Origin of the sequence: Streptomyces sp. NBC_01314, assembly GCF_041435215.1 — a bacterium.
Lineage (GTDB): Bacteria > Actinomycetota > Actinomycetes > Streptomycetales > Streptomycetaceae > Streptomyces.
This window is the reverse complement of sequence record NZ_CP108394.1, coordinates 8,530,445-8,552,406: the sequence shown is the minus strand read 5'-3', so window position 1 is coordinate 8,552,406 and position 21,962 is coordinate 8,530,445. Positions and strand designations below refer to the sequence as shown.

At 68.1% G+C, this 21,962-nt stretch carries 18 protein-coding genes and 3 pseudogenes; 15 read left to right on the top strand and 6 right to left on the bottom strand.

The window, feature by feature from the left end; all coding sequences use genetic code 11:
* Nucleotides 1-24: 24 nt before the first annotated feature.
* Entirely contained in the window at nucleotides 25-876 is an 852-nt protein-coding gene (locus OG622_RS37565) for a helix-turn-helix domain-containing protein (RefSeq protein WP_371581078.1), read from the bottom strand.
* Between the two features lie 100 nt (nucleotides 877-976).
* Between OG622_RS37565 and OG622_RS37560 the strand changes: the two genes are divergently transcribed.
* On the top strand, nucleotides 977-1,549 hold the full coding sequence (locus tag OG622_RS37560) for a YceI family protein (protein WP_371581077.1): 573 nt from the start codon (nucleotides 977-979) through the stop codon (nucleotides 1,547-1,549).
* A 108-nt stretch (nucleotides 1,550-1,657) separates the two neighbouring features.
* Here the strand turns inward: OG622_RS37560 and uvrA are convergent, their stop codons facing one another.
* Entirely contained in the window at nucleotides 1,658-4,717 is a 3,060-nt protein-coding gene (gene uvrA, locus OG622_RS37555; RefSeq protein WP_371581076.1) for an excinuclease ABC subunit UvrA, read from the bottom strand.
* Between the two features lie 224 nt (nucleotides 4,718-4,941).
* Here uvrA and OG622_RS37550 point away from each other — a divergent pair, with 224 nt between their 5' ends.
* Nucleotides 4,942-5,628, top strand: coding sequence for a maleylpyruvate isomerase family mycothiol-dependent enzyme (locus tag OG622_RS37550; protein WP_371581075.1), 687 nt, complete (start codon nucleotides 4,942-4,944; stop codon nucleotides 5,626-5,628).
* A gap of 9 nt (nucleotides 5,629-5,637) precedes the next feature.
* Nucleotides 5,638-6,291, top strand: coding sequence for an MBL fold metallo-hydrolase (locus tag OG622_RS37545; protein ID WP_371581074.1), 654 nt, complete (start codon nucleotides 5,638-5,640; stop codon nucleotides 6,289-6,291).
* Nucleotides 6,292-6,708: 417 nt separating this feature from the next.
* Here OG622_RS37545 and OG622_RS37540 read toward each other — a convergent pair whose 3' ends face one another.
* Nucleotides 6,709-6,954 carry a hypothetical protein gene (locus OG622_RS37540; RefSeq protein WP_327346547.1) on the bottom strand — a complete coding sequence of 82 codons (246 nt, stop codon included), beginning with the start codon at nucleotides 6,952-6,954 and terminating at the stop codon, nucleotides 6,709-6,711.
* Nucleotides 6,955-7,273: 319 nt separating this feature from the next.
* Here OG622_RS37540 and OG622_RS37535 point away from each other — a divergent pair, with 319 nt between their 5' ends.
* The 10 genes and pseudogenes from OG622_RS37535 (at nucleotide 7,274) to OG622_RS37490 (ending at nucleotide 16,308) form a co-directional block, all read left to right on the top strand.
* Nucleotides 7,274-7,984 (top strand): hypothetical protein, encoded by a 711-nt coding sequence (locus tag OG622_RS37535; RefSeq protein ID WP_371581073.1) that lies wholly within the window; start codon nucleotides 7,274-7,276, stop codon nucleotides 7,982-7,984.
* Nucleotides 7,985-8,009: 25 nt separating this feature from the next.
* Nucleotides 8,010-8,906: pseudogene (locus OG622_RS37530) on the top strand (IS630 family transposase); the annotation flags it as partial.
* Nucleotides 8,907-9,576: 670 nt separating this feature from the next.
* Complete coding sequence (locus OG622_RS37525; protein ID WP_371572569.1) at nucleotides 9,577-11,382, top strand: reverse transcriptase domain-containing protein; 1,806 nt, start codon at nucleotides 9,577-9,579, stop codon at nucleotides 11,380-11,382.
* 74 nt (nucleotides 11,383-11,456) lie between these two features.
* Nucleotides 11,457-11,657, top strand: a pseudogene (locus OG622_RS37520) (IS630 family transposase); the annotation flags it as partial.
* A gap of 8 nt (nucleotides 11,658-11,665) precedes the next feature.
* Entirely contained in the window at nucleotides 11,666-12,301 is a 636-nt protein-coding gene (locus tag OG622_RS37515) for a hypothetical protein (protein WP_371581072.1), read from the top strand.
* 74 nt (nucleotides 12,302-12,375) lie between these two features.
* Nucleotides 12,376-13,155, top strand: coding sequence for a hypothetical protein (locus tag OG622_RS37510; protein WP_328839840.1), 780 nt, complete (start codon nucleotides 12,376-12,378; stop codon nucleotides 13,153-13,155).
* A 57-nt stretch (nucleotides 13,156-13,212) separates the two neighbouring features.
* Nucleotides 13,213-13,419 (top strand): annotated as a pseudogene (locus OG622_RS37505) (hypothetical protein); the annotation flags it as partial.
* 296 nt (nucleotides 13,420-13,715) lie between these two features.
* Nucleotides 13,716-14,615 (top strand): ABC transporter substrate-binding protein, encoded by a 900-nt coding sequence (locus OG622_RS37500; RefSeq protein WP_371581071.1) that lies wholly within the window; start codon nucleotides 13,716-13,718, stop codon nucleotides 14,613-14,615.
* Nucleotides 14,612-15,529, top strand: a complete 918-nt coding sequence (locus OG622_RS37495) for an amino acid ABC transporter permease (protein ID WP_371581070.1) — start codon at nucleotides 14,612-14,614, stop codon at nucleotides 15,527-15,529. The genes OG622_RS37500 and OG622_RS37495 overlap by 4 nt, the downstream gene beginning before the upstream one ends.
* Nucleotides 15,526-16,308, top strand: coding sequence for an amino acid ABC transporter ATP-binding protein (locus tag OG622_RS37490; RefSeq protein WP_371581069.1), 783 nt, complete (start codon nucleotides 15,526-15,528; stop codon nucleotides 16,306-16,308). The genes OG622_RS37495 and OG622_RS37490 overlap by 4 nt, the downstream gene beginning before the upstream one ends.
* A gap of 88 nt (nucleotides 16,309-16,396) precedes the next feature.
* On the opposite strand, the gene aroQ is transcribed toward OG622_RS37490, so the two are convergent.
* Nucleotides 16,397-16,870 carry a type II 3-dehydroquinate dehydratase gene (gene aroQ / locus OG622_RS37485; RefSeq protein WP_371581068.1) on the bottom strand — a complete coding sequence of 158 codons (474 nt, stop codon included), beginning with the start codon at nucleotides 16,868-16,870 and terminating at the stop codon, nucleotides 16,397-16,399.
* A 101-nt stretch (nucleotides 16,871-16,971) separates the two neighbouring features.
* Here aroQ and OG622_RS37480 point away from each other — a divergent pair, with 101 nt between their 5' ends.
* Nucleotides 16,972-18,018 carry a S66 peptidase family protein gene (locus tag OG622_RS37480; protein ID WP_371581067.1) on the top strand — a complete coding sequence of 349 codons (1,047 nt, stop codon included), beginning with the start codon at nucleotides 16,972-16,974 and terminating at the stop codon, nucleotides 18,016-18,018.
* Nucleotides 18,019-18,142: 124 nt separating this feature from the next.
* On the top strand, nucleotides 18,143-19,420 hold the full coding sequence (locus OG622_RS37475) for an MFS transporter (RefSeq protein ID WP_371581066.1): 1,278 nt from the start codon (nucleotides 18,143-18,145) through the stop codon (nucleotides 19,418-19,420).
* Between the two features lie 78 nt (nucleotides 19,421-19,498).
* Here OG622_RS37475 and OG622_RS37470 read toward each other — a convergent pair whose 3' ends face one another.
* Complete coding sequence (locus OG622_RS37470) at nucleotides 19,499-20,599, bottom strand: calcium:proton antiporter (protein WP_371581065.1); 1,101 nt, start codon at nucleotides 20,597-20,599, stop codon at nucleotides 19,499-19,501.
* Between the two features lie 109 nt (nucleotides 20,600-20,708).
* Nucleotides 20,709-21,716, bottom strand: coding sequence for a TerC family protein (locus tag OG622_RS37465; protein WP_371581064.1), 1,008 nt, complete (start codon nucleotides 21,714-21,716; stop codon nucleotides 20,709-20,711).
* Nucleotides 21,717-21,962: the final 246 nt, after the last annotated feature.

The following is a 21,962-nucleotide window of genomic DNA, read 5'->3' as shown; positions in this document are numbered from 1 at the left end:
CGCGGGACCGCTCGTGCGCCGCGTTCAGCCGCTGACCGCGCGCAGGGCGCCCGGTTTGAGGCCGTTGAGGTGGTCGAGGGCGGTGGCCGTGGCCTCGTCGGCCGGGAGGTGGACCATGAGGCGCTGGCCGTCGTCCGGCAGGGCGAGCGTCTCGTACGACAGGCGCAGCCGTCCCGCCTCGGGGTGCTCGATGAGATCCGTGCCGTTGCGCAGCGGCATGGCCGGTACTCCCTTCAGCCGCAGGGTGAACCGGGCTCCCGCGGTGACCGTCAACTCCTCGGCCAGGGCGGCTACATGGGGGTCGTGCAGCGGGGCCTCGTGGCGCAGATGGGCGACCTGCTCGTCGGCGAGCCGCTCCCAGCCCGGGTATACCGTGCGGGCCCGCGCGTCGGTGAACAGATACCGCATGACGTTGGGCGGGTCGCCGTCGAGGAGCCCGAGCGGGCGGGCGAACCGCTCGTAGCCCGAGGTGTGGGCCACGATGTCGCCGAGCCAGTTGAGCAGCACGGCCGGGGTGGGCTCCAGTCGGTCGAGGAGGGCCCGCACGGTGGGCCGTACGGTGTGGGCGGGCGGGGCGGCCGAGCAGAGCATCTTGTCGTCGCCGCTCTCCTTGGCCAGCCGGCGCAGCAGGATCCGGTCCGGCACCCGCAGGCACAGCGCGTCCGCGAGGGCGCCGAGCACCTGGGACGAGGGGTTGCGGTCGCGTCCCTGTTCCAGCCGGGTGAGGTACTCGACGCTGATCCCGGCGAGGGTCGCCAGCTCGGCGCGGCGCAGGCCGGGTGCGCGGCGGCGGGGGCCGGTGGGCAGTCCCACCTCGGCCGGGGTGATGGCCTCGCGGCGGCTGCGCAGGAAGGCGGCCAACTCGTTGTCGCTCACCCGTCGAACGTACAGGGTGTGCCGCCGCTGAGGGTGGCCCTCGCGGTACCACTCTTTCCCCGGCCTCCCTCCCGGGTGTGGAACGCCTGATGGTGGAGGCATGACTCAGGACAACGCGCCCCAGGCGCCGACCGCCACAGCTCTGCCTCTGTCCCCCGGCCACTGGGAACTCGATCCGCTGCACTCCGCCGTGAACTTCACGATCCGGCACCTCGGGATCGCCAAGGTGCGGGGTCGGTTCGTGCGGTTCACCGCCGAGCTGCACGCCGGGGGCACGGTCGACGATGTGCGGGTGGGCGCGGAGATCGCCCTCGCCTCCCTCGACACCGGGAACCCCGACCGTGACGCGCACACACGCTCGGCGGATCTGCTCGATGTCGAGAAACGTCCGTCGATGACCTTCCGCTCGACGAAGGTGCACGGGGCGGGCGAGGAGTGGTCGATGGAAGGGGACCTGACCATCGGGGACGTGACCCGCCCGGTGACGCTCGCCGTCGAGTTCGGCGGGGTCGTGGACTCCCCCGGGGACGGTCGCAGGCATGCCGGGTTCGAGGCGACGGGTGAGATCCGGCGCAGCGACTACGGGTTGGACTTCGGGGCCGGTCTTCTCGGTGATGTTGTCAAGGTCCAACTGGACATGCAGTTCGTCGAACCCGTGGGCCAGGAGGGCTGATCGGTGCAGGGCCAGGGCGGCTGATGGGAGAACGAGCGGTGGCCCGCGGGAAGTTCCCGCGGGCCACCGCACTTTTCCTGATGTGGCAGGACTTTTCGCTCAGGCGTCTCAGGCCTTGCGCGCCCGCGTCGTCTTCTTCGCGGGAGTCGCCTTCTTCGTGGTCGCGGCCGCCTTCTTGGCGACCGTGGTCTCGGTCGCCTGGCTCTTGGCGGCCGTGGTCGTGGTCGTCCGGGCCGTCGCCGTCTTCTTCGCGGTCGATCCGGCGGCGACCGTCTTCTTCGCCGCGGTCCTGCGCGGGGCCTTCACCGGGGCCGCGTCGCTGATCCGGTCGGCGCCGAGAACCTCCCGCAGGAACTTGCCCGTGTGGCTGGCCGGAACCCCGGCGACCTGCTCGGGTGTGCCCTCGGCGATCACGAGACCACCGCCGGCGCCGCCCTCGGGACCCATGTCCACGACCCAGTCGGCGGTCTTGATGACGTCGAGGTTGTGCTCGATGACGATGACCGTGTTGCCCTTGTCGACCAGGCCGGACAGCACCGTGAGGAGCTTGCTGATGTCCTCGAAGTGCAGTCCGGTGGTCGGCTCGTCCAGGACGTAGACCGTGCGTCCGGTGGAGCGGCGCTGCAGCTCGCTGGCGAGCTTGACACGCTGTGCCTCACCGCCGGACAGGGTGGTCGCGGACTGGCCGAGCCGGACGTAGCCGAGGCCGACGTCCTTGAGTGTCCTGAGGTGACGGGCGATCGCGGGGACGGCCTCGAAGAAGTCCGTGGCCTCCTCGATCGGCATGTTCAGTACGTCGGCCACGGACTTGCCCTTGTAGTGGACCTCCAGGGTCTCCCGGTTGTACCGGGCGCCGTGGCAGACCTCGCACGGGACGTAGACGTCCGGGAGGAAGTTCATCTCGATCTTGATGGTGCCGTCGCCCGCGCAGTTCTCGCAGCGGCCGCCCTTGACGTTGAAGGAGAAGCGGCCGGGCAGATAGCCGCGGACCTTCGCCTCGGTGGTCTCGGCGAACAGCTTGCGCACGTGGTCGAAGACGCCGGTGTACGTCGCCGGGTTGGACCGGGGCGTACGGCCGATCGGCGACTGGTCGACGTGCACGACCTTGTCGACGAGGTCGTCGCCGTCCACGCGCGTGTGCCGCCCCGGGACGCTCCTCGCGCCGTTCAGCTCACGGGCCAGGTGCGTGTACAGGATGTCGTTGACCAGCGTGGACTTGCCGGAGCCGGACACACCGGTGACGGCGGTGAAGACGCCCAGCGGGAACGAGACGTCGATGTCCTGGAGGTTGTTCTCCCGGGCGCCGTGCACGGTGAGCTGCCGGGCCGGGTCGAGCGGGCGGCGGATGTCGGGCAGCGGGATGGCCTTCTTGCCCGACAGGTACTGCCCGGTCTGCGACTCGGCGTTGTCGAGGAGTTCCTTCAGGGAGCCGCTGTGTACGACATTGCCGCCGTGCTCGCCCGCGCCGGGACCGATGTCGACGATCCAGTCGGCCATCTTGATGGTGTCCTCGTCGTGCTCGACGACGATGAGCGTGTTGCCCATGTCGCGCAGCCGGACCAGGGTCTCGATGAGCCGGTGGTTGTCGCGCTGGTGCAGACCGATGGAGGGCTCGTCGAGGACGTAGAGCACGCCGACCAGACCGGAGCCGATCTGGGTGGCCAGGCGGATGCGCTGGGCCTCTCCGCCGGAGAGCGTGCCGGCCGCGCGGTTGAGCGAGAGGTAGTCGAGGCCGACGTCGACCAGGAACCGCAGCCGTTCGTTGACCTCCTTCAGCACCCGTTCGGCGATCTTCTTGTCGCGTGGGTTGAGCTTCAGCCGGCCCAGGAAGTCCGCGCAGTCGCTGATCGACATGGCGGCGACCTCGGCGATCGACTTCTCCATGATCGTGACCGCGAGGACGATCGGCTTCAGCCGTGTGCCCTCACAGGTGGGGCAGGGCACCTCGCGCATATAGCCCTCGAAGCGCTCACGGCTGGCGTCGCTCTCGGCCTCGCCGTGCCGCCGCTTCACGAAGGGGACGGCGCCTTCGAAGGCCGTCGTGTACACGCGCTCGCGTCCGTACCGGTTGCGGTAACGCACCTCGATCTGCGTCTTGTGGCCGTACAGCAGGGCTTTCCTCGCGCGCTGCGGGAGTCCGGCGAAGGGGATGTCGGTCCGGAATCCCAACGCGTCCGCGAGGGCACCGATCAGGCGGCCGAAGTAGTCCTTGGTGTGGCCGTGCGACCAGGGGTGGATGGCGCCCTCGTCGAGCGACTTGTCCTCGTCCGGGACGATCAGCTCGGGGTCGACCTCCATCCGCGTACCGATGCCGGAGCATTCCGGGCAGGCGCCGAAGGGCGAGTTGAAGGAGAAGGAGCGGGGCTCCAGCTCCTCGAAGGACAGGTCGTCGTACGGGCAGTACAGGTGCTCCGAGAACATGCGCTCACGCTCGGGGTCGTCCTCGGGGAGGTCGACGAAGTCGAGCACGACCATGCCGCCGGAGAGGCCGAGAGCGGTCTCCACGGAGTCGGTGAGGCGGCGCTTGGCGGAGTCCTTCACCGTGAGGCGGTCGACGACCACCTCGATGGTGTGCTTCTCCTGCTTCTTCAGGGTGGGCGGGTTGGAAAGCTGGATGGTCTCGCCGTCCACCCGTGCGCGGCTGTAACCCTTGGTCTGGAGATCCGCGAAGAGGTCGACGAACTCGCCCTTGCGCTCACGCACCAGCGGCGAGAGGACCTGGAAGCGGCTGCCTTCGGGCAGCTCCAGCACCCGGTCGACGATGGCCTGCGGCGACTGGCGTGAGATGGGTCGGCTGCACTCGGGACAGTGCGGCTTGCCGATGCGCGCGAAGAGCAGCCGTAGGTAGTCGTAGACCTCGGTGATCGTGCCGACCGTCGAGCGCGGGTTGCGCGAGGTCGACTTCTGGTCGATGGAGACCGCCGGGGACAGACCTTCGATGAAGTCGACATCCGGCTTGTCCATCTGCCCGAGGAACTGCCGGGCATAGGAGGAGAGCGACTCGACGTACCGGCGCTGCCCCTCGGCGAAGATCGTGTCGAAGGCCAGCGAGGACTTGCCCGACCCCGACAGGCCCGTGAAGACGATGAGCGAGTCGCGTGGCAGGTCGAGCGAGACGTTCTTCAGGTTGTGCTCGCGCGCGCCACGGACGATGAGACGGTCGGCCACGCCGGTCCGCACCTTTCTTGAGTGAGTGACAGGGGCCGGAGACCCCGTCTTCCACAGACTAGGGGGAGCCACTGACAGCGCCGGTCCTGTTTCCCCGTTCCACAACAATCCCGGGCCTTCCAGCATGCCCGACGCCGCACCCGACCATATAGCACGTGCATTCGATTTGCGGGCGTGGCCGGACTCCTTCACCCGAAAGGTGTGACGGGGCTAGGGTCGGCGGCATGATGGATCACGCGCGTGACCTGGCCTCTGTACGTGAAGCGACGGACCGGCTCCTCACCGCGGCGGCCGAACTGGACAACGCCGCTGTGACCGACCCGTCACGGCTGCCCGGCTGGACCCGCGGTCACGTCCTCGCCCACCTCGCCCGCAACGCGGACGCGCTCGTGAACGTCCTCGAAGGGCGCCCCATGTACACCTCCGGGGAGGCCCGGGACGCGGACATCGAGCGGGACGCGCCACGCCCCCTGAAGGCCCAGCTCGCCGACGTGCACGACAGCGCGGACCGCTTCCAGGACGCCGCCTCGGCCCTTGGGGACTGGTCCCGCACGGTCGAGCTGCGCAACGGGGTCACGGACTCCGCGTCCCGGGTACCGTTCCGGCGCTGGATCGAGATGGAGATCCATCACGTGGACCTGGGGGTCGGGTACGAGCTGGAGGATCTGCCGGAGGACTTCGTGGTGCGGGAGATCGACTTCCTCGTCGACCGTTTCACCGGCCATCCCGAAGTGCCGCGCACCCGTGTGACGGACGGCACGCGCGCGTGGACCACCGGTAGCGCCGCTTCCGGATCCGAGGTGGCGGTGACCGGAACCACGCCGGCGCTCCTCGGCTGGCTCGTGGGCCGCCGCGACGGTGCCGCGCTGCGCGTGGAAGGAGGGGCTCTCCCGCCGCTGCCCCGGCTATAGGCTGCCCCCATGACGTACAGCGGAGCGGTGAAGGTCGGCGGTCCTGCGGATGTGCACGAGCTGCGAGACCTGATGATCTCCAAGGTCGCGGTCGGCCCGATGGACAACAACGCGTATCTGCTGCGCTGCCGCGCCACCGACGAGCAGCTGCTGATCGACGCCGCGAACGACGCCGGCACGCTGCTCACCCTCATCGGTGACGACGGGATCGCGTCCGTGGTCACCACGCATCAGCACGGCGACCACTGGCAGGCTCTCGCCGAGGTCGTGGCGGCCACCGGCGCCCGTACGTACGCGGGCCGGGACGACGCCGAGGGCATCCCGGTGACGACCGACGTGCCCGTCGGTGACGGCGACACGATCCGGGTGGGGCGCGTGGAGCTCACCGCGCGCCACCTGGTGGGCCACACGCCGGGTTCGATCGCCCTGGTCTACGACGACCCGCACGGACATCCGCATGTCTTCACCGGGGACTGCCTCTTCCCGGGCGGCCCTGGCCGGACAACACTTCCGGAAGAGTTCAACTCCCTGATGGACGGCCTGGAGACCAAGGTATTCGACGCGCTGCCCGATGAGACCTGGGTCTACCCCGGCCACGGCAACGACACCACCCTCGGCACGGAGCGGCCCCACCTCGCGGAGTGGCGCGCACGAGGCTGGTAACCGTCCAACGACGACCGCCCCCGTTTCGAAACCGAAGCGGGGGCGGTCGCGCGTTCGGGCCCGTCGGCGCTCGGGCAGCATCTTGCCCCACGGACGGTGGCGTCCAGAGCTCCCTCACCGACGCCGCGGCAGCAGTGACCGCGGGGGGGAGGAACATCTGTGCCAGATCGTGCCGGCCAGGCAGGTTGCAGGATGACCGCCGCCCATGATCAGTTTCGAGGGCTACCCGGCGCGACCCACTCTTCAGGTTGCGCTGCCTCGGCAAAAAGCTCCGGCTCCGGGTCGGCGGCGCGCGGGCGCACAACGCCTGGCGCCGTACGCACGAAGCAGGTAACCGCTGAGTCTTCCTGGCCGCCGTGACGGATGGCCCCACGCTTGGTCACCAAGACCGGGCGGAGGGCCATCCGCTTGTCCGGCTCACAGATCCTCGGTGTCCCGCACGTCAATCTCGCACTCCAGATCGGGAATCACATCGAGCTGCTTCTTCACCGCCTCACGGGCATCACCGTTCAGCGATACCGATACCCCGGCGGGGACGTCGGGAGCGTCCGAGCGGTTGACGGATGCCACGATCGCATCCGGATCCACGTTCTCCAGCGCGTGGAGAACCTCGTCGACACGGTCGTTCCGCACAGTCGTCGAGACGTAGGTACGGACAGTCATGGTGGTCTCCCTGGTAGTAGCCCCACTGCTCCGGCCCGCCACCCGCCGTCCTCGTCGGGCGGGTATACGACCACGGGCGGAAGCCATGCCGCCAGCCTCACCCCGGCGGAGGCAGAGCGCATCCGCACCCGTTTGCGCGAGCACGAGAGGCGTGCCAAGGACGTGCCATCTGCCTGAGACTTCGCAGGTCAAAGCCAACAGACCGCATCCTCTATGCCGCTGGAGGGGCTTAGTTCGAAGCCGAGCGACCCACGGGAAGCAACTTGCCGAGCGGCCGAACTCAAGGGAAGGCTGTGGCGACGACGGACCCCCTGACTGGGTGAAGGAAGACCAACTCCTCGACAGCCTCCTCGGCCACATGATCCGTGACGCTGCCACGCTGGAGATGTACCTGGAGACACTCGTGAAGCTGCTGTGCAACAGCCCCTCTGGGGCACTGCTCATCAGCGGCGAGTCCTCAAGCCGCGTCATCACTGCCTGCCGTGCGCTGGTCGACGCCCTCGACGACATCCCCCAAAACGAGAAGACCGAGTTCCGGACGCTGCTGTCGCAGTCGAAACAAGCATTCGAGCGCCGCCACCCATACGTTCACGGCGCGATCGCCTGGAACGCAGACGGCAAGGGCGCCGTGCGATCACGCCACCTCAAGACCGAGGCCCAGTTCGAGCTTGTCGATCTCGAAGACCTGTCTGCACTCGGTGCAGAGTTCAACCGCCTCACATCAACTGCTCACGAGCGCCTGGGGAAGCTCCTTCCCGCGGTGTACCCCGTGGCCTCGCAATTGCCCTTCTGCTCGGCTTCGCCCAAGAGCAGCAGCCGGCAGTCACCCCGGACTTCCTCGACATCAAGGGCGCGATCACAGCAGCCCACAACGACCTTCCAGAGGCTCGCGACACCGAGGACCGAGAGCAACTCGATCAGCGGCACGACGAGATCAGGGCCCTGCTGTACCTCCTGCACAGGCCCGCGACCGGACCCGCCGCAGCCCACACCGGCACCCTCACCACGATCTAGTGTCCTGAGTCTTTGATTCACTGAAGAAGTAGGCTGGGCTCATGGCGCGTATGGGTCGGCCGACGGTCGAGGTGGTCCTGACAGACGACGAGCGGGATACGTTGCTGCGCTGGTCGCGGCGGGCGACGTCGTCGCAGGCTTTGGCGTTGCGGTGCCGGATCGTTCTGGCCTGCGCCCAGGGTGGCTCAAATACCGTCGTGGGTACGGAACTTGGGGTGCACCCGGTGACGGTGGCCAAGTGGCGCAAGCGGTTCGCGTCCGATCGGCTTCAGGGCCTGTCGGACGAGCCGCGGCCAGGGCCGCCGCGCACGGTGAGCGACGAGAAGGTCGAGGAGGTCGTGGTGCGCACGCTGGAGTCCACCCCGAAGAACGCCACGCACTGGTCGACGCGGGAGATGGCCGAGGCCAGCGGCTTGTCGCAGTCCACGGTCTCCAGGATCTGGCGGACCTTCGGCCTCAAGCCGCACCTGGTGGACACCTTCAAGCTGTCCAAGGACCCGCAGTTCATCGAGAAGGTCCGCGACGTCGTCGGTCTGTACCTGGACCCGCCGGAGCGGGCGATCGTGCTGTGCGTGGACGAGAAGTCGCAGATCCAGGCGCTGGACCGGTCCGCGCCGGTACTGCCGATGATGCCCGGCATGCCCGAGCGCCGCACCCACGACTATGTGCGCGGTGGGGTGACGGCCCTGTTCGCCGCGCTGAACGCTGCGACCGGCGAGGTCATCTCCTCCATCCACCGCCGGCACCGCGCGGTGGAGTTCAAGAAGTTCCTGGCCAAGCTCGACAAGGAGGTGCCCGAGCACCTCGATGTCCACCTGATCTGCGACAACTACGCCACTCGCAAGACCCCCGCGATCCAGAAGTGGCTGCTGGCCCACCCCCGGTTCCATATGCACTTCACGCCGACCAGCGCCTCCTGGTTGAACCAGGTCGTGCGACACGAAGTCGCTTGAGAAGAGTGGGAATCACCAAGGAGGTTCGACGATGTCGAAGGTGTAGACCCGAGCCAGTGCACAGGGCTCGTTCCCGCCTCAGCGTGCGTCGCGAGTGATCGCGGGGTGCGAAGCCTGAGGAAAGGTCCAAGGATTCCCGTTCCATCCGGGGATTACAGGCCGGGAAATGCCGGACGGGTGAATGCGAATGAACCCTTGATGATGCCTCGTCATGAGCACTCTCGCCGATGGGTTGTTTCAGCGGGAGATAGGGACTGGCCATTGAAAAGTGGCAGGCGCCGACCGGAGATATCTGACCGGTCGGGAGTGCACCGCCGTCCCCGGGGTGCAGAGGGCACCCTCCCCGGCAGCACCTCTCTCATGCGGAACGTGACAACCCCGATGGAGTCCAGGCAATAAGTTTCTGGCCTGGTAAGCCAACCGCAAGTAAGGCCCAAATCTCCAGCGGGCGCAGGAAGACCCAGCAAGCGAATGCCGGTGGCCGAAAGGCAGCAGGAAACCGGGAACCACATGCCGACACCTCCGTCGGCGGTTCCCGCATAACTGGCCGGATAGGGGCCGATACCCCGACCTGAAAGGGTGCTGACGTGGGTCTGGTGAGCTTGTGAAGGCACGAAGACCGAAGACACCGGAACCGAAGGAAAAGTTGGACGTCATGACGACACACGCGGCCGGGACGGCGCAAGCCGCAGCGACCGCCGTCGGCATAGCGAACGGACCGGAGGGCGAGATCACCGACTGGCCGTCGATCGACTGGCGGAGGGTCGAGGACGACGTACGGCGTCTGCGGCAGCGCATCTTCACGGCATCGCAGGCAGGAGACCTGGCCAAGGTCAGGAATCTGCAGAAGCTGATGCTCCGCTCCCGCGCCAACGCACTCGTGAGTGTGCGGCGGGTCACGGAGGTCAACGCTGGCCGCAAGACGGCGGGGGTTGACGGGAAAGTCGTCCTGCCGCCCCAGGAAAAGGCCGAGCTGGCCGACTGGGTCCAGCATGGCGCGGCCCCGTGGAAACCCAAGCCCGTCAAGCGGGTGTATATCGCCAAGGCGAATGGAAAACAGCGCCCGCTCGGAATTCCCGTGATCGCTGACAGATGCCTCCAAGCTCTGGCACTGAATGCGCTGGAGCCCGAGTGGGAGGCACGGCTGGAACCGAAGGTCTACGGCTTCCGTCCCGGCCGTGGCTGTCATGACGCGATTGTGGCCATCCACACGACGGCGTGCGGCAAGACCGCCAAGCGCCTGTGGGTGCTCGACGCCGACTTGAAAGCGGCATTCGACCGGATCGACCACGATAATCTGCTCACGTCGCTGGGTTCGTTTCCCGGAAGGGGAATGATCGCCGGATGGCTGAAGGCGGGCGTGGTCGAGAAAGGTTGGTTCGCCCCCACGTTGGAAGGAACTCCTCAGGGCGGGGTGATCAGTCCCGCGTTGTTGAATATCGCTTTGCATGGAATGGGAAAGGCCGCTGGAGTCCGCTACCAGACTCTCGGCAGCGATGCCGCGATTTTGGCGCGTGACTCACCGGTTCTGGTCGTCTACGCCGACGACCTCCTCGCCCTGTGCCACTCGCAGGAACAAGCCGAGGAGGTCAAGGCACGGCTCGCCGCGTGGCTCGCGCCCCGGGGACTGGCTTTCAACGAGGACAAGACGCGCGTTGTCCACCTCGATGAGGGCTGCGACTTCCTGGGGTTCAACATCCGACGCTATCGCGGCAAGTTGCTGACCAAGCCGAGCAACGCGGCCCTGTGGCGGATCCGGGAACGGCTCGCCGCCGAGATGCTGGCCCTGCGAGGGGCCAACGCCGACGCGGTGATCGCCAAGCTCAACCCGATCATCAAGGGCTGGGCCGCCTACTACCGGATCGGGGTGTCCAAGCGGGCGTTCAACTCGCTGGACGCCTACGTGTGGAGGCTGGTCTACAAGTGGGCCAAGTTCTCTCACGCGAACAAGTCGAAGCGCTGGGTGACCGACCGGTACTTCGGCATGTTCAACCCGTTCAGGTATGACAGGTGGGTGTTCGGGGACCGCACCAGCGGTTTCTACCTCTACAAGTTCGCCTGGACGCCGATCGTCCGGCACCGGATGGTGCCAGGAACGGCGTCGACCGACGATCCCACCCTGGTCGACTTCTGGGCCAAGCGGCGTCGCCGCGGCAAACTCCCGCTGGGCAAAGGCACCCTGCATCTATTGCAGAAGCAGGACGGCCGATGTCCAGTCTGCGGAGGGCTGTTGCTGCACGCCGACCACGAGCCGCAAACTCCCGACCAGTGGGAACAGTGGCTCAAGGTCACCCGCACGGCGATCCGGAAACACGCGATCATCGCTGATGCGGGCAACGGCAAGCCGGACAAATCCGCCGCCCCACGTCTGATCCACACCCACTGCCACCGTCGGCTGACCACCGGCATCGGCAAGTCGCCAGCACTTCTGACCAGCCCGCGAGCCATAGAGCTTGCTTGAGCCGGTTGCCTGGAAATCGGGCACGGCCGGTTCTGAGGGGGGACCGCTGCAGCAATGCAGCGGTCCTACCCGACGAGCGCTGGTTCGGCCTGCTGACGGACAAGCAGATACGGCGCGGCGTCCACAAGAACGTGCAGGCCCTGGAGAAAGACATCCGCTCCTGGATCGCCACCTGGAACGAAGATCCCCGACCTTTCGTCTGGACGAAGACCGCCGACGAGATCTTCGAACGCCTCGCCGGATATCTGAACCGAATCAAAGACTCAGGACACTAGGAGATCCCATGGCCACAGACATCGTCATCGAGCTTGGCGACGACCGCGACACCACGTACATCGTGCAGACCGTCCCGACCAGCGATGGCGAGTGCAGCCCCGCGCACAGCAGCTGCGGCAAGCCCGGCGTCCTCGCAGTCTTCCGACAGTTGGAGGACGCCGACATCATCAACCCCCTCGACGCCAGCCTCTCCGGCGAACCGTGGGGAAGGATCAACTACCACCCGGCCAAGTGCGCCGACGAGAAAGAACACATCCACGTCGTCTGGCAGCAGGACCCAATCGTCGTCGACCTGAACGACGCCGTCCGCCTGAACGGCCAGCTGAACCGGCTCGCCCGGCAGGCCGCACGAGAACGGTTCCCCTGGGACTGGGGTAACCGGATCGCGGTCAAAGCGCACCGCCGCTACCTCCGCCAACGCCGGATCATCCTGGGCAATGCGACGTCGTGCACGTTCCCCGCGAAGGCCTTCCATCAGATGGGCCGTGAAGGGCTCGGGACGGTCACTTACTTCGCGGAGGGGCTGGGTGGGGATCTGGATCGGCTGGCGCTCGCGCTGAAGAGGCATCAGACCGCTGCGGCCAAGGCGATCGGCGAGGTCGTCACCGCCCGGGCACGGAACCTGAAGTACGCCTGCCAGTAAAACCAGCGCGCCGCTACTCTGCGTTCTTCAGCAAGGGGGCGCATGACCGATCACATTAGGGAGCGTTTCTTCCGATGACCGCACAGCCCGCACGCCCTGAGCGCAGCGGTCCCGAGACCGCCTCGGTCATGGATGTCTCGCCGTTCAAGCCTTCTCTCGTCAAAGCGGTGTTCAGGGACGTGACCTCGATGCACGTCTCTCGGTCGGCCGCGTGGGCCGCCGCGTCGGTGACGCGGACAGTGCTGACGGAGATCATCGACGGCGCGAAGAGAGCGGCGGCGGCGGAGGCCCGGAAGAAGCTGATTCCCGGGGACCTTCTCTCGGCGATCGACCGGAACGTCGAGCTCGAGGTGGGGGACAAATGGTACGACCACAGCCCGACGTTTCAAGGCCTGACCGGTGTCCTGTACGACGCCGAGGGTGTCATCGTGCCTTCTCGTAAGCGCAGCAGGTCGCGCAAACCGAGTGCTGTGGTCGGCGCCCACAGGTTCGAGGCCGGGGTCAAGAAGCTGCTGTGGAGCCAGGGGGCGACGGCCGTCCCGGCGATGGTCCGCGACCTGGACGGAATCGCGAGCGTGTTCCTGACGGACCTCGCCCGGGACGCGGCCATGGTCGTCCGCGAGGGCGGGGTCAAACGTTTCGGTACGGTCACCCTAGTGATGTCGGGCGAACCGGCCCCACCTCCGTTCCTCAAGGATTCCCTCCGGGCCCTGTCCGCCCGCAGGGGGGACGGGCGGACCATCGGCAGGGATGACATCCTGGCCGCCACCACGATTCAGTTGTTCGGCGGCAACCTCAGGCAGCGAGCCCTCACCGAGGCACGCGAGGCGACACAGAACACTTCGGCCGGCTGAGCGGGTGCGACACAACATCGCCGCCTGCACCCTCATCTGGTACCGCAGACTCGCGCCCCAGGCTTCCCGGGCGGGGTGGGCAACACCCGTAAGGACCCGGAGGCGTTCGCCAGTCTGATCCACGACGTGGAGACGAAGATCTTCGAGGCCCTGCCCGACGAGACGTGGGTCTATCCGGGCCACGGCAACGACACGACGCTTGGCGCGGAGCGCCCGCACCTGCCCGAGTGGCGCGCGAGGCTGGTGAACTCCTCAGTGCTGTAGGGCAGTTGGTGAGGCAACCGGCAGGGGGCGCGGGCACGCTCTCACGCGCCCCGTGTGAATCGAACGCACGCGCCGATGTCACGCGCGCGCTCCCGGCGCGCGCCGTGGCGTAGTCCACTGGAAGCAGGTCCGCACGGGATGACGGCTTCCGCGCGGATGGGCCGCCGGCCTCCAATCCCCGCCCTCGGCCGGCGGCCCCGCCGAGGGTTCACAGGAATGCAACACACGTTCCCAGAATGCGGACAACTGCCTGTGTGACCTCGACAAACAGGACGTCACGCTGTCAATCTCACGCCATGCGTCCTGTCCTGCGAGCCCCGCGCTCCACGCGCCGTGCCGCCTCCGCCGCCATAGCCGCCCTGCTCGCCACCGTCGCGGTGGGCTGCGCCCCGCAGCCGGAGGAGGACGCCTCCGGCTCAGCCTCCTCCTCGGCCTCCGGGGCGTCCTGCGCCAAGGGCGGGTTGGGCACGGAGACCTCCGGCAAGCTGACGATCGCCACCGACGAACCGGCGTACGAGCCCTGGTTCAGGGACGACGACCCGAAGAACGGCGAGGGCTTCGAGTCGGCGGTCGCGTACGCCGTGGCCGAGCAGCTCGGCTACGACAAGGCGGACGTCGTCTGGCAGAGCGTGCCCTTCAACAAGGCGTTCGCGCCGGGCGCGAAGACCTTCGACTTCGACATCAACCAGGTGTCGATCAGCGACGAGCGCAAGAAGGCCGTGGACTTCTCGTCGGGCTACTACGACGTGCGCCAGGCCGTGGTCGCGCTGAAGGGCTCCGCGGCCGCGAAGGCCGCGAGCATCGCGGACCTCAGGAAGCTGCACCTGGGCGCCCAGGTCGGCACCACCAGCCTGGACTACATCGGCGACGTGGTGAAGCCGACCCGGGACGCCGCCGCGTACGCGAAGAACGACCAGGCCAAGTCCGCGCTGAAGAACGGCCAGATCGACGCGATCGTGGTCGACCTGCCGACCGCGTTCTACATCACCTCGGCCGAGGTGACGGACGCGAAGATCGTCGGCCAGTTCGAGAACCAGGGCGGCACACCCGAGCAGTTCGGTCTCGTCCTCGACAAGGGCAGCGCCCTCACGTCCTGCGTGACGACCGCCGTGGACGCCCTGCGTGAGGACGGCACGCTGGCCAGGATCGAGCAGGAGTGGCTCTCCGAAGCCGTCGACGCCCCGGTGCTCAAGTGACGGTCGTGAAGCAGGAGCCCGACCGGGAGGACGCGGACGACGACGGCGACATGCCCGGCGCGGACGACGGTTACGTCCCCTCGCGACGGCGGCTCGACCGGGAGCACTTCAAGCGCACCCGGGCCCGCCGCGCCACGGGCATCGCCGCCCTGTCGACCCTGGTCACGGGCGTCGTCCTCTATCTCGTCGTCGTCAACGCGCCGGGGTGGCCGCGCACCAAGGAGACGTTCTTCAGCGCGGAGTACGCGCGCGAGGCGTTCCCGAAGGTCCTCGAAGGACTGTGGCTCAACGTCCGGCTGCTGCTGATCTGCGGCGTCGCCGTGCTCGTCCTCGGCATGCTCATCGCCGTGGCGCGGACCCTGCGCGGCCCGGTGTTCTTCCCGCTGCGGGCGCTGGCCGCCGCCTACACCGACTTCTTCCGCGGTCTGCCGCTGATCATCAACCTGATGATCGTGGTCCTGGGCGTCCCCGCGCTCAGGCTCCAGGGCGTGACCGTCGACCCGGTACTGCTCGGCGGCACCGCGCTGACACTGACGTACTCGGCGTACGTCGCCGAGGTGTTCCGCGCCGGCATCGAGTCCGTGCACCCCTCGCAGCGCGCGGCGGCCCGCTCGCTGGGCCTCACCAACCGGCAGGCACTGCGGCACGTCGTGCTCCCCCAGGCGGTACGCCGCCAGGTGCCGCCCCTCCTCAACGACCTCGTGTCACTGCAGAAAGACACCGGCCTGGTCTCGATCGGCGGCGCGATCGACGCCGTACGCGCCGCGGACATCATCGCGGGCCGCAGCCTCAACTACACGCCGTACATCGTCGCCGGACTGGTCTTCGTCGCCCTGACCATTCCGATGACCCGCTTCACCGACTGGGTCACAGCCCGGATGGACCGGCAGCGGGCGCAGGGAGGTACGACATGAGCGACACCGAAAACACCGCAGACGCCTCCCAGGGCTCCCCCGTGCTGCGGGTGGAGTCCGTGCGCAAGACCTTCGGCGGCTCGGTCGTACTGCGGGACGTCGATCTGGAGGTCGCCCCGCACACCGTGACCGCCCTGATCGGCGCCTCCGGGTCCGGGAAGTCGACGCTGCTGCGCTGCGCCAACCTCCTGGAGGACATCGACGACGGGGCGATCTGGCTGGACGGCGAGGAGATCACCGACCCGCGCGTCGACCAGGACGCGGTACGCCGCCGCATTGGCGTGGTCTTCCAGTCGTACAACCTGTTCCCGCACATGACGGTGCTGGACAACATCACCCTCGCCCCACGCCGGGTGCACGGCATGGGCCGTGCGGAGGCCGAGGAACGGGCCCATGAACTCCTGGACCGGCTCGGGCTGAACGGGAAGGCGGGCGGGTACCCCGACCGGCTCAGCGGCGGTCAGCAGCAGCGCGTGGCGATCGTGCGCGCCCTGGCCGTACGCCCCCGGCTGCTACTGCTCGACGAGATCACCGCGGCTCTCGATCCGGAGCTGGTGGGCGAGGTCCTGAACGTCGTCCGTGACCTGAAGGGAGACGGGATGACGATGGTGCTGGCCACGCACGAGATGGGCTTCGCCCGCGACGTCGCCGACCAGGTTTGCTTTCTGGACGGAGGCGTGGTGCTGGAACACGGCACGGCGGAGCAGGTCTTCGGCGATCCGCGGCAGGAACGCACGCGGCAGTTCCTGCGACGGATCGTGGAGGCGGGCCGCCTGTAACGGGCGTCCGCCCTGCGGTCGGGCCTTACCACCTCGTTCGTCGGGAGACCGGACCGTCCGCCTCCGCACCCCCCTCGGCGACGGAGCCCTACGCCTCGGCCTTCCCCGCTCCCGCCAGCGCGGCGACCCGTTCCACGCCGAACACATAGCCCTGCACCCCGCAGCCGGCGATGACCCCGTCGGCGCACAGCGAGACGTACGAGTGGTGCCGGAACGTCTCGCGCTTGTGGATGTTGGAGATGTGGACCTCCAGCACGGGCAGCCCGTCACAGGTGTTGAGCGCGTCGAGGATCGCCACGGAGGTGTGCGAGTAGGCGCCGGGGTTGATGACGATCCCGCTGTGGTCGAGCCGTGCCTCATGGATCCAGTCGACGAGTTCGCCCTCGTGGTTGGACTGCCGGAAGTCCACGGTGCCCCCGTGCGCGGCCGCCGCCCTGGCGCACATCGCCTCGACGTCGGCGAGCGTGTCGGAGCCGTAGATCTCGGGCTGACGCTGACCCAGGAGGTTCAGGTTGGGGCCGTTGAGGATCATGATCGGGGCGTTGGCCAGGCTGCGGGGCACGGTTTCTCCGGTCCTTTCGGGGTGGGCGGCCCGTCGGGACCGCTGCTGAACCCCGGTTTATCACGGTGAAACCGTGGAGCAGGAGGCCGTACCCTCCCCGCATGACCACGCCCTCGTATCCTCCCAAGCCCTCCCCCGGCGACCGCGTCGCCGTCCTCTCCCCCGGCGCCGGCCTGCCCGAACTCTTCCCACGGCCCTACGAACTGGGCCTGCGGCGGTTACGTGAGGAGTACGGCCTCGAACCGGTCGAGTACCCGACGACCCGGAAGATGGACACGACACCGCAGCAGCGGGCCGACGACATCCACGCGGCCTTCACCGACCCGGACATCAAGGCGGTGTTCACGTCGATCGGCGGCGACGACCAGATCACCGTGCTGCCGTTCCTCGACCGGGAGCTGCTGCGGGCCAACCCCAAGCCGTTCTTCGGCATGAGCGACAACACCAACCTGTTGGCGTTCCTGTACAACGCCGGAGTCGTCGGCTACCACGGCGGGACCGTGATGACCTCGCTGGGCAGGTCCGTCGCCATGGACCCGCTGACCGCGGACTCCCTGCGCGCCGCCTTGTTCACCTCGGGACCGTACGAACTGCGGCCCGCCGAGCGCTTCAACGACGTCAATCGCGACTGGGCCGACCCGGCGACCTTCGACGCGGAGCCGGACACCGTGCCCGGCACCGGATGGACCTGGGTGAGCCCCGACCGCGTGGTGGAGGGTCGGAGTTGGGGCGGCTGTCTGGAGATCCTCGGCTGGCTGCTGATGGCCGACCGCGAGGTGCCGCGCGACCTGTCCGTCCTCGACGGCGGCGTGCTCGTCCTGGAGACCTCGGAGGACATGCCCAGCGGCGAGGAGGTCTTCCGCACCCTGCGGAACATGGGCGAACGCGGTCTGCTCCAGCGCTTCCCAGCACTCCTGATGGGCCGTCCCAAGGCCTGGTCCTTCGAACAGCCCAACACTCCTGAGGAGGCGGCCCGTTACGCGGCCGGACAGCGGGAGGCCGTTCTGCGCGCCATGCGGACGTACGCCCCCGACACCACGATCGTCTTCGACGTGGATCTCGGACACACCGATCCCCAGCTCGTCATCCCTTACGGGGGCGTGATCCGGGTCGACGGGCTCGCCCGGCGCATCTCGGTGACCTACTGAGACCCGTTGACGCCTCCTGAGCCTCATTGACCTCGAACGGGCCTCCGCACGCCCCCCGTAACCGCCCGTCACCGTGGGTAGTTGACGCGGCATGCAACCTGCACGCACCGTGAAACCGCCCTCCATGCTGCGACTCGCGTCCGCCTCTCTCGCCGGGACGGCCATCGAGTTCTACGACTTCTTCGTCTACGGGACAGCGGCGGCCCTCGTCCTGGGGCCGCTGTTCTTCCCGACGTTCTCTCCCCTGGCCGGGACCCTCGCGGCCTTCGCGACCTTCGGGGTCGGGTTCGTGGCGCGGCCGCTCGGCTCGGTGCTGTTCGGGCACATCGGGGACCGGCACGGGCGGCGGCCGGTCCTCGTCGCCTCGCTGCTGCTGACCGGGGGTGCGACCGTGGCCGTCGGCTGCGTCCCCACGTTCGACTCGATCGGCGTGGCCGCCCCCTTCCTCCTCCTCGTGCTGCGCTTCCTGCAGGGGCTCGGGCTCGGCGGGGAGTGGGGCGGGGCGGTACTGCTGACGGCGGAGCACGCGCCGGCCGATCGCCGCGGGCTGTGGTCGAGCTTCCCTCAGGTCGGGCCCGCGGTGGGGTTCCTGTTGGCCAACGGGGTGATGCTGGCGCTGTCGGCGAGCCTGACGGAGGCCCAGTTCGCCGCCTGGGGGTGGCGGGTGCCGTTCTGGGCGGCGGGCGTACTGGCCCTCGCGGGGCTGTGGCTGCGGTCGTCGCTCACGGAGAGCCCGCAGTTCCTGCAGATCGCCGAGCCCGCGCGCGTGCCGTTCGCCGAGGTCGTGCGCGGCCACTGGCGGCTCGTCCTGCTGACGGCCGGGGCGCTCGCGATCGGATACGCGGTCTTCTACTCGGTGACGACCTGGTCCCTCGCGTACGGAACCGAGCGGCTCGGAGTCAGCCGTACGGTCATGCTGACCTGCATCATGGGTGCCGTGGTGGTGAAGGGCGCGCTGACACCGGTGGCGGCGGTGCTCGGCGACCGGTACGGGCGGCGCCCGCTGTGCCTGATCGGTTGTTCGGTCACCGTGCTGTGGATGTTCCCGATGGTCGCTCTGCTGGCGACCGGTGAACCCCTGCTGATCTTCTTCGGCTTCCTCGTGGCGATGCTCGCGTTCGTCACGATGTTCGCCGTGATCGCCGCGTACTTGCCGGAGCTGTACGAACCCCGGGTGCGCTGCACGGGGGCCGCTGTCGGCTACAACCTCGGCGGGGTGGTGGGCGGCGCCCTGACACCAATCGTAGCCACCGCCGTGTCCCAGGGCGGCCGGGTGCCCTGGGGCGTGGGCGCGTACTTGACCGGCATCGCCCTGCTGAGCCTGGGCTGCTTCGCGCTGCTGCCGGAGACCCGGCCGGTGCCCCTGGCGACGACGGCGGAGGCTGAGGCCGCCGCGGGGTGAGCACCGGCGCCACGTATGCGCGGGCGCCGGTGCCATCGGTTCACCGACACCGGCGCCACGGGTTCACCGACACCGGTGCTACGGGTTCACCGCCAGCTCCAGATACGCCGCGAACAGCACGAGATGGACTCCACCCTGCAGAGGTGTCGCGCGTCCCGGGACGACGGTCAGCGTGGCCACCACGACGGTCAGGGCGAGCAGCACCATGTGGGTGGCGCCAAGGCCGAGGACGAGCGGTCCGGAGAGCCAGACGGAGGCCAGGGCGACGGCCGGGATGGTCAGACCGATGCTGGCCATGGCGGAGCCGAGGGCGAGGTTGAGGCTGGTCTGGACGCGGTCGCGGCGGGCCGCGCGCAGAGCGGCGATGGTCTCGGGCAGCAGCACGAGCAGGGCGATGATCACACCGACGACGGCGTGTGGCAGGCCCGCCGCGTCGACGCCGGACTCGATGGTCGGCGAGACGCCCTTGGCGAGGCCGACCACGCCGACGAGCGCCAGACCGAGCATGCCGAGGCTGATTTTGGCGGTGCGGGCCGAGGGTGCCTCGGCATGGTCGTCCTCGGCGATCACCTCGCCCAGCCGGGTGATGGGCAGGAAGTAGTCCCGGTGGCGCACGGTCTGCGTCGCCACGAACAGGCCGTACAGAGCCAGTGAGGACAGTGCGGCGAAAGTGAGTTGGGCCGTGGAGAACTCCGGGCCCGGCTTGCTGGTGGTGAAGGTGGGGAGCACCAGGCTGAGCGTGGCCAGCGTCGCGACCGTGGCGAGGGCGGCGCCGGTCCCCTCGGGGTTGAAGACCGCGAGTCCGTGGCGCAGTGAGGCGACGAGCAGGCAGATGCCGACGATGCCGTTGCAGGTGATCATCACGGCGGCGAAGACGGTGTCGCGGGCGAGGGTCGCGCTCTTGTCTCCGCCGTCGAGCATCAGGGTCACGATCAGGGCGACCTCGATGATCGTGACGGCGACGGCGAGGACAAGAGAGCCGAACGGTTCTCCGACCCGGTGTGCGACGACCTCGGCGTGGTGGACGGCGGCCAGTACGGCTCCCGCGAGCACCAGCGTCACCAGGGCGACGGCCGCTGCGGGCAGATCACGTCCCCAGGTGAGAGCGAGCAGGACGACCGCGGCCACCGGGACGACATCAGTCCATCGCGTCGTGAGCGACCGGAGCCGAGCGAGCATGCGGTGATCCTTTCAGACGTGAAAGGGCCCCGCACCCGGTGGACGCCGTGGATCTGCGTCTCCCTCGCGCGGGGCCCCATCAGTGATCGCTGTGCGGTACGGGCCTCCGTCAGGCCTCGATGCTGTCCTTCTCGGCGCCGTCAACCTTTTCCCGCGCCGCCTCGGCCTCTGTCTGCGCCTGCTTCTTGGACGCGATGAGGCTGGTGATCGTGGTGACGATCAGGACCGCGCAGATCACCCCGAGCGAGACCGGGATGGAGATCTCCGGTACGTGGACGCCGGACTCGTGCAGGGCGTGCAGCACCAGCTTCACCCCGATGAAGCCGAGGATGACCGACAGACCGTAGGACAGGTGGACCAGCTTCCTCAGCAGGCCGCCGATGAGGAAGTACAGCTGTCGCAGGCCCATGAGCGCGAACGCGTTGGCCGTGAACACGATGTACGGGTCCTGGGTCAGACCGAAGATCGCCGGGATCGAGTCCAGTGCGAAGAGGACGTCCGTGGTGCCGATGGCGAGCATCACGACCAGCATCGGCGTCATGACGCGCTTGCCGTTCTGCTCGATCCACAGCTTGGTGCCGTGGTAGCGGTCGGCGACACCGAAGCGCTTCTCGACGGCCTTGAGGAGCTTGTTCTCCTCCCAGTCCTCCTCCGCCTCGTCGGCCCTGGCCTCCTGGATCAGTTTCCAGGCGGTGTAGATCAGGAACGCGCCGAAGATGTAGAAGACCCAGGCGAAGCTGGAGAGGATCGCCGCGCCCGCGGCGATGAATATCGCGCGGAGCACCAGGGCGATCAGCACACCGACCAGTAGCACCCTCTGCTGATACTGCGAGGGCACCGAGAACTTCGCCATGATCAGGACGAAGACGAAGAGGTTGTCGACGCTCAGGGACTTCTCGGTGATGAAGCCCGCGAAGAACTCTCCGGCCGGCTGGCCGCCGGCGAAGACGAGCAGCCCGAGTCCGAACAGGGCGGCCAGGACGATCCAGACGACCGTCCAGATTCCGGCTTCCTTGATGGACACATCATGAGGCTTGCGGCCGATGAAGAAGTCGACCGTGATGAGGGCGGCAAGGCCCACAACTGTGAGGACCCATAGGGTCGTTGAGACATCCACTGCGCCTCCGGCAGTACGTAACGGCAAATAGCAGCGTCATCGCTACCGGAGGTCTCTTCCACCCGGTCCTCCGAGGCGTTCCACAACGCCTGGTGCCGCCGGGCCGACGCCCCGGGATCAGGGTTGATCCGTATTGACGGGTACGCCGCAGCAAGTAGGGAGTACTCCCCTCCGCACGAAAAGAGTACCCAATCACCAAGACCAGGTAAAGGGCTAGGCAAAGAAAGTATCAAAACTGCAGGTCAG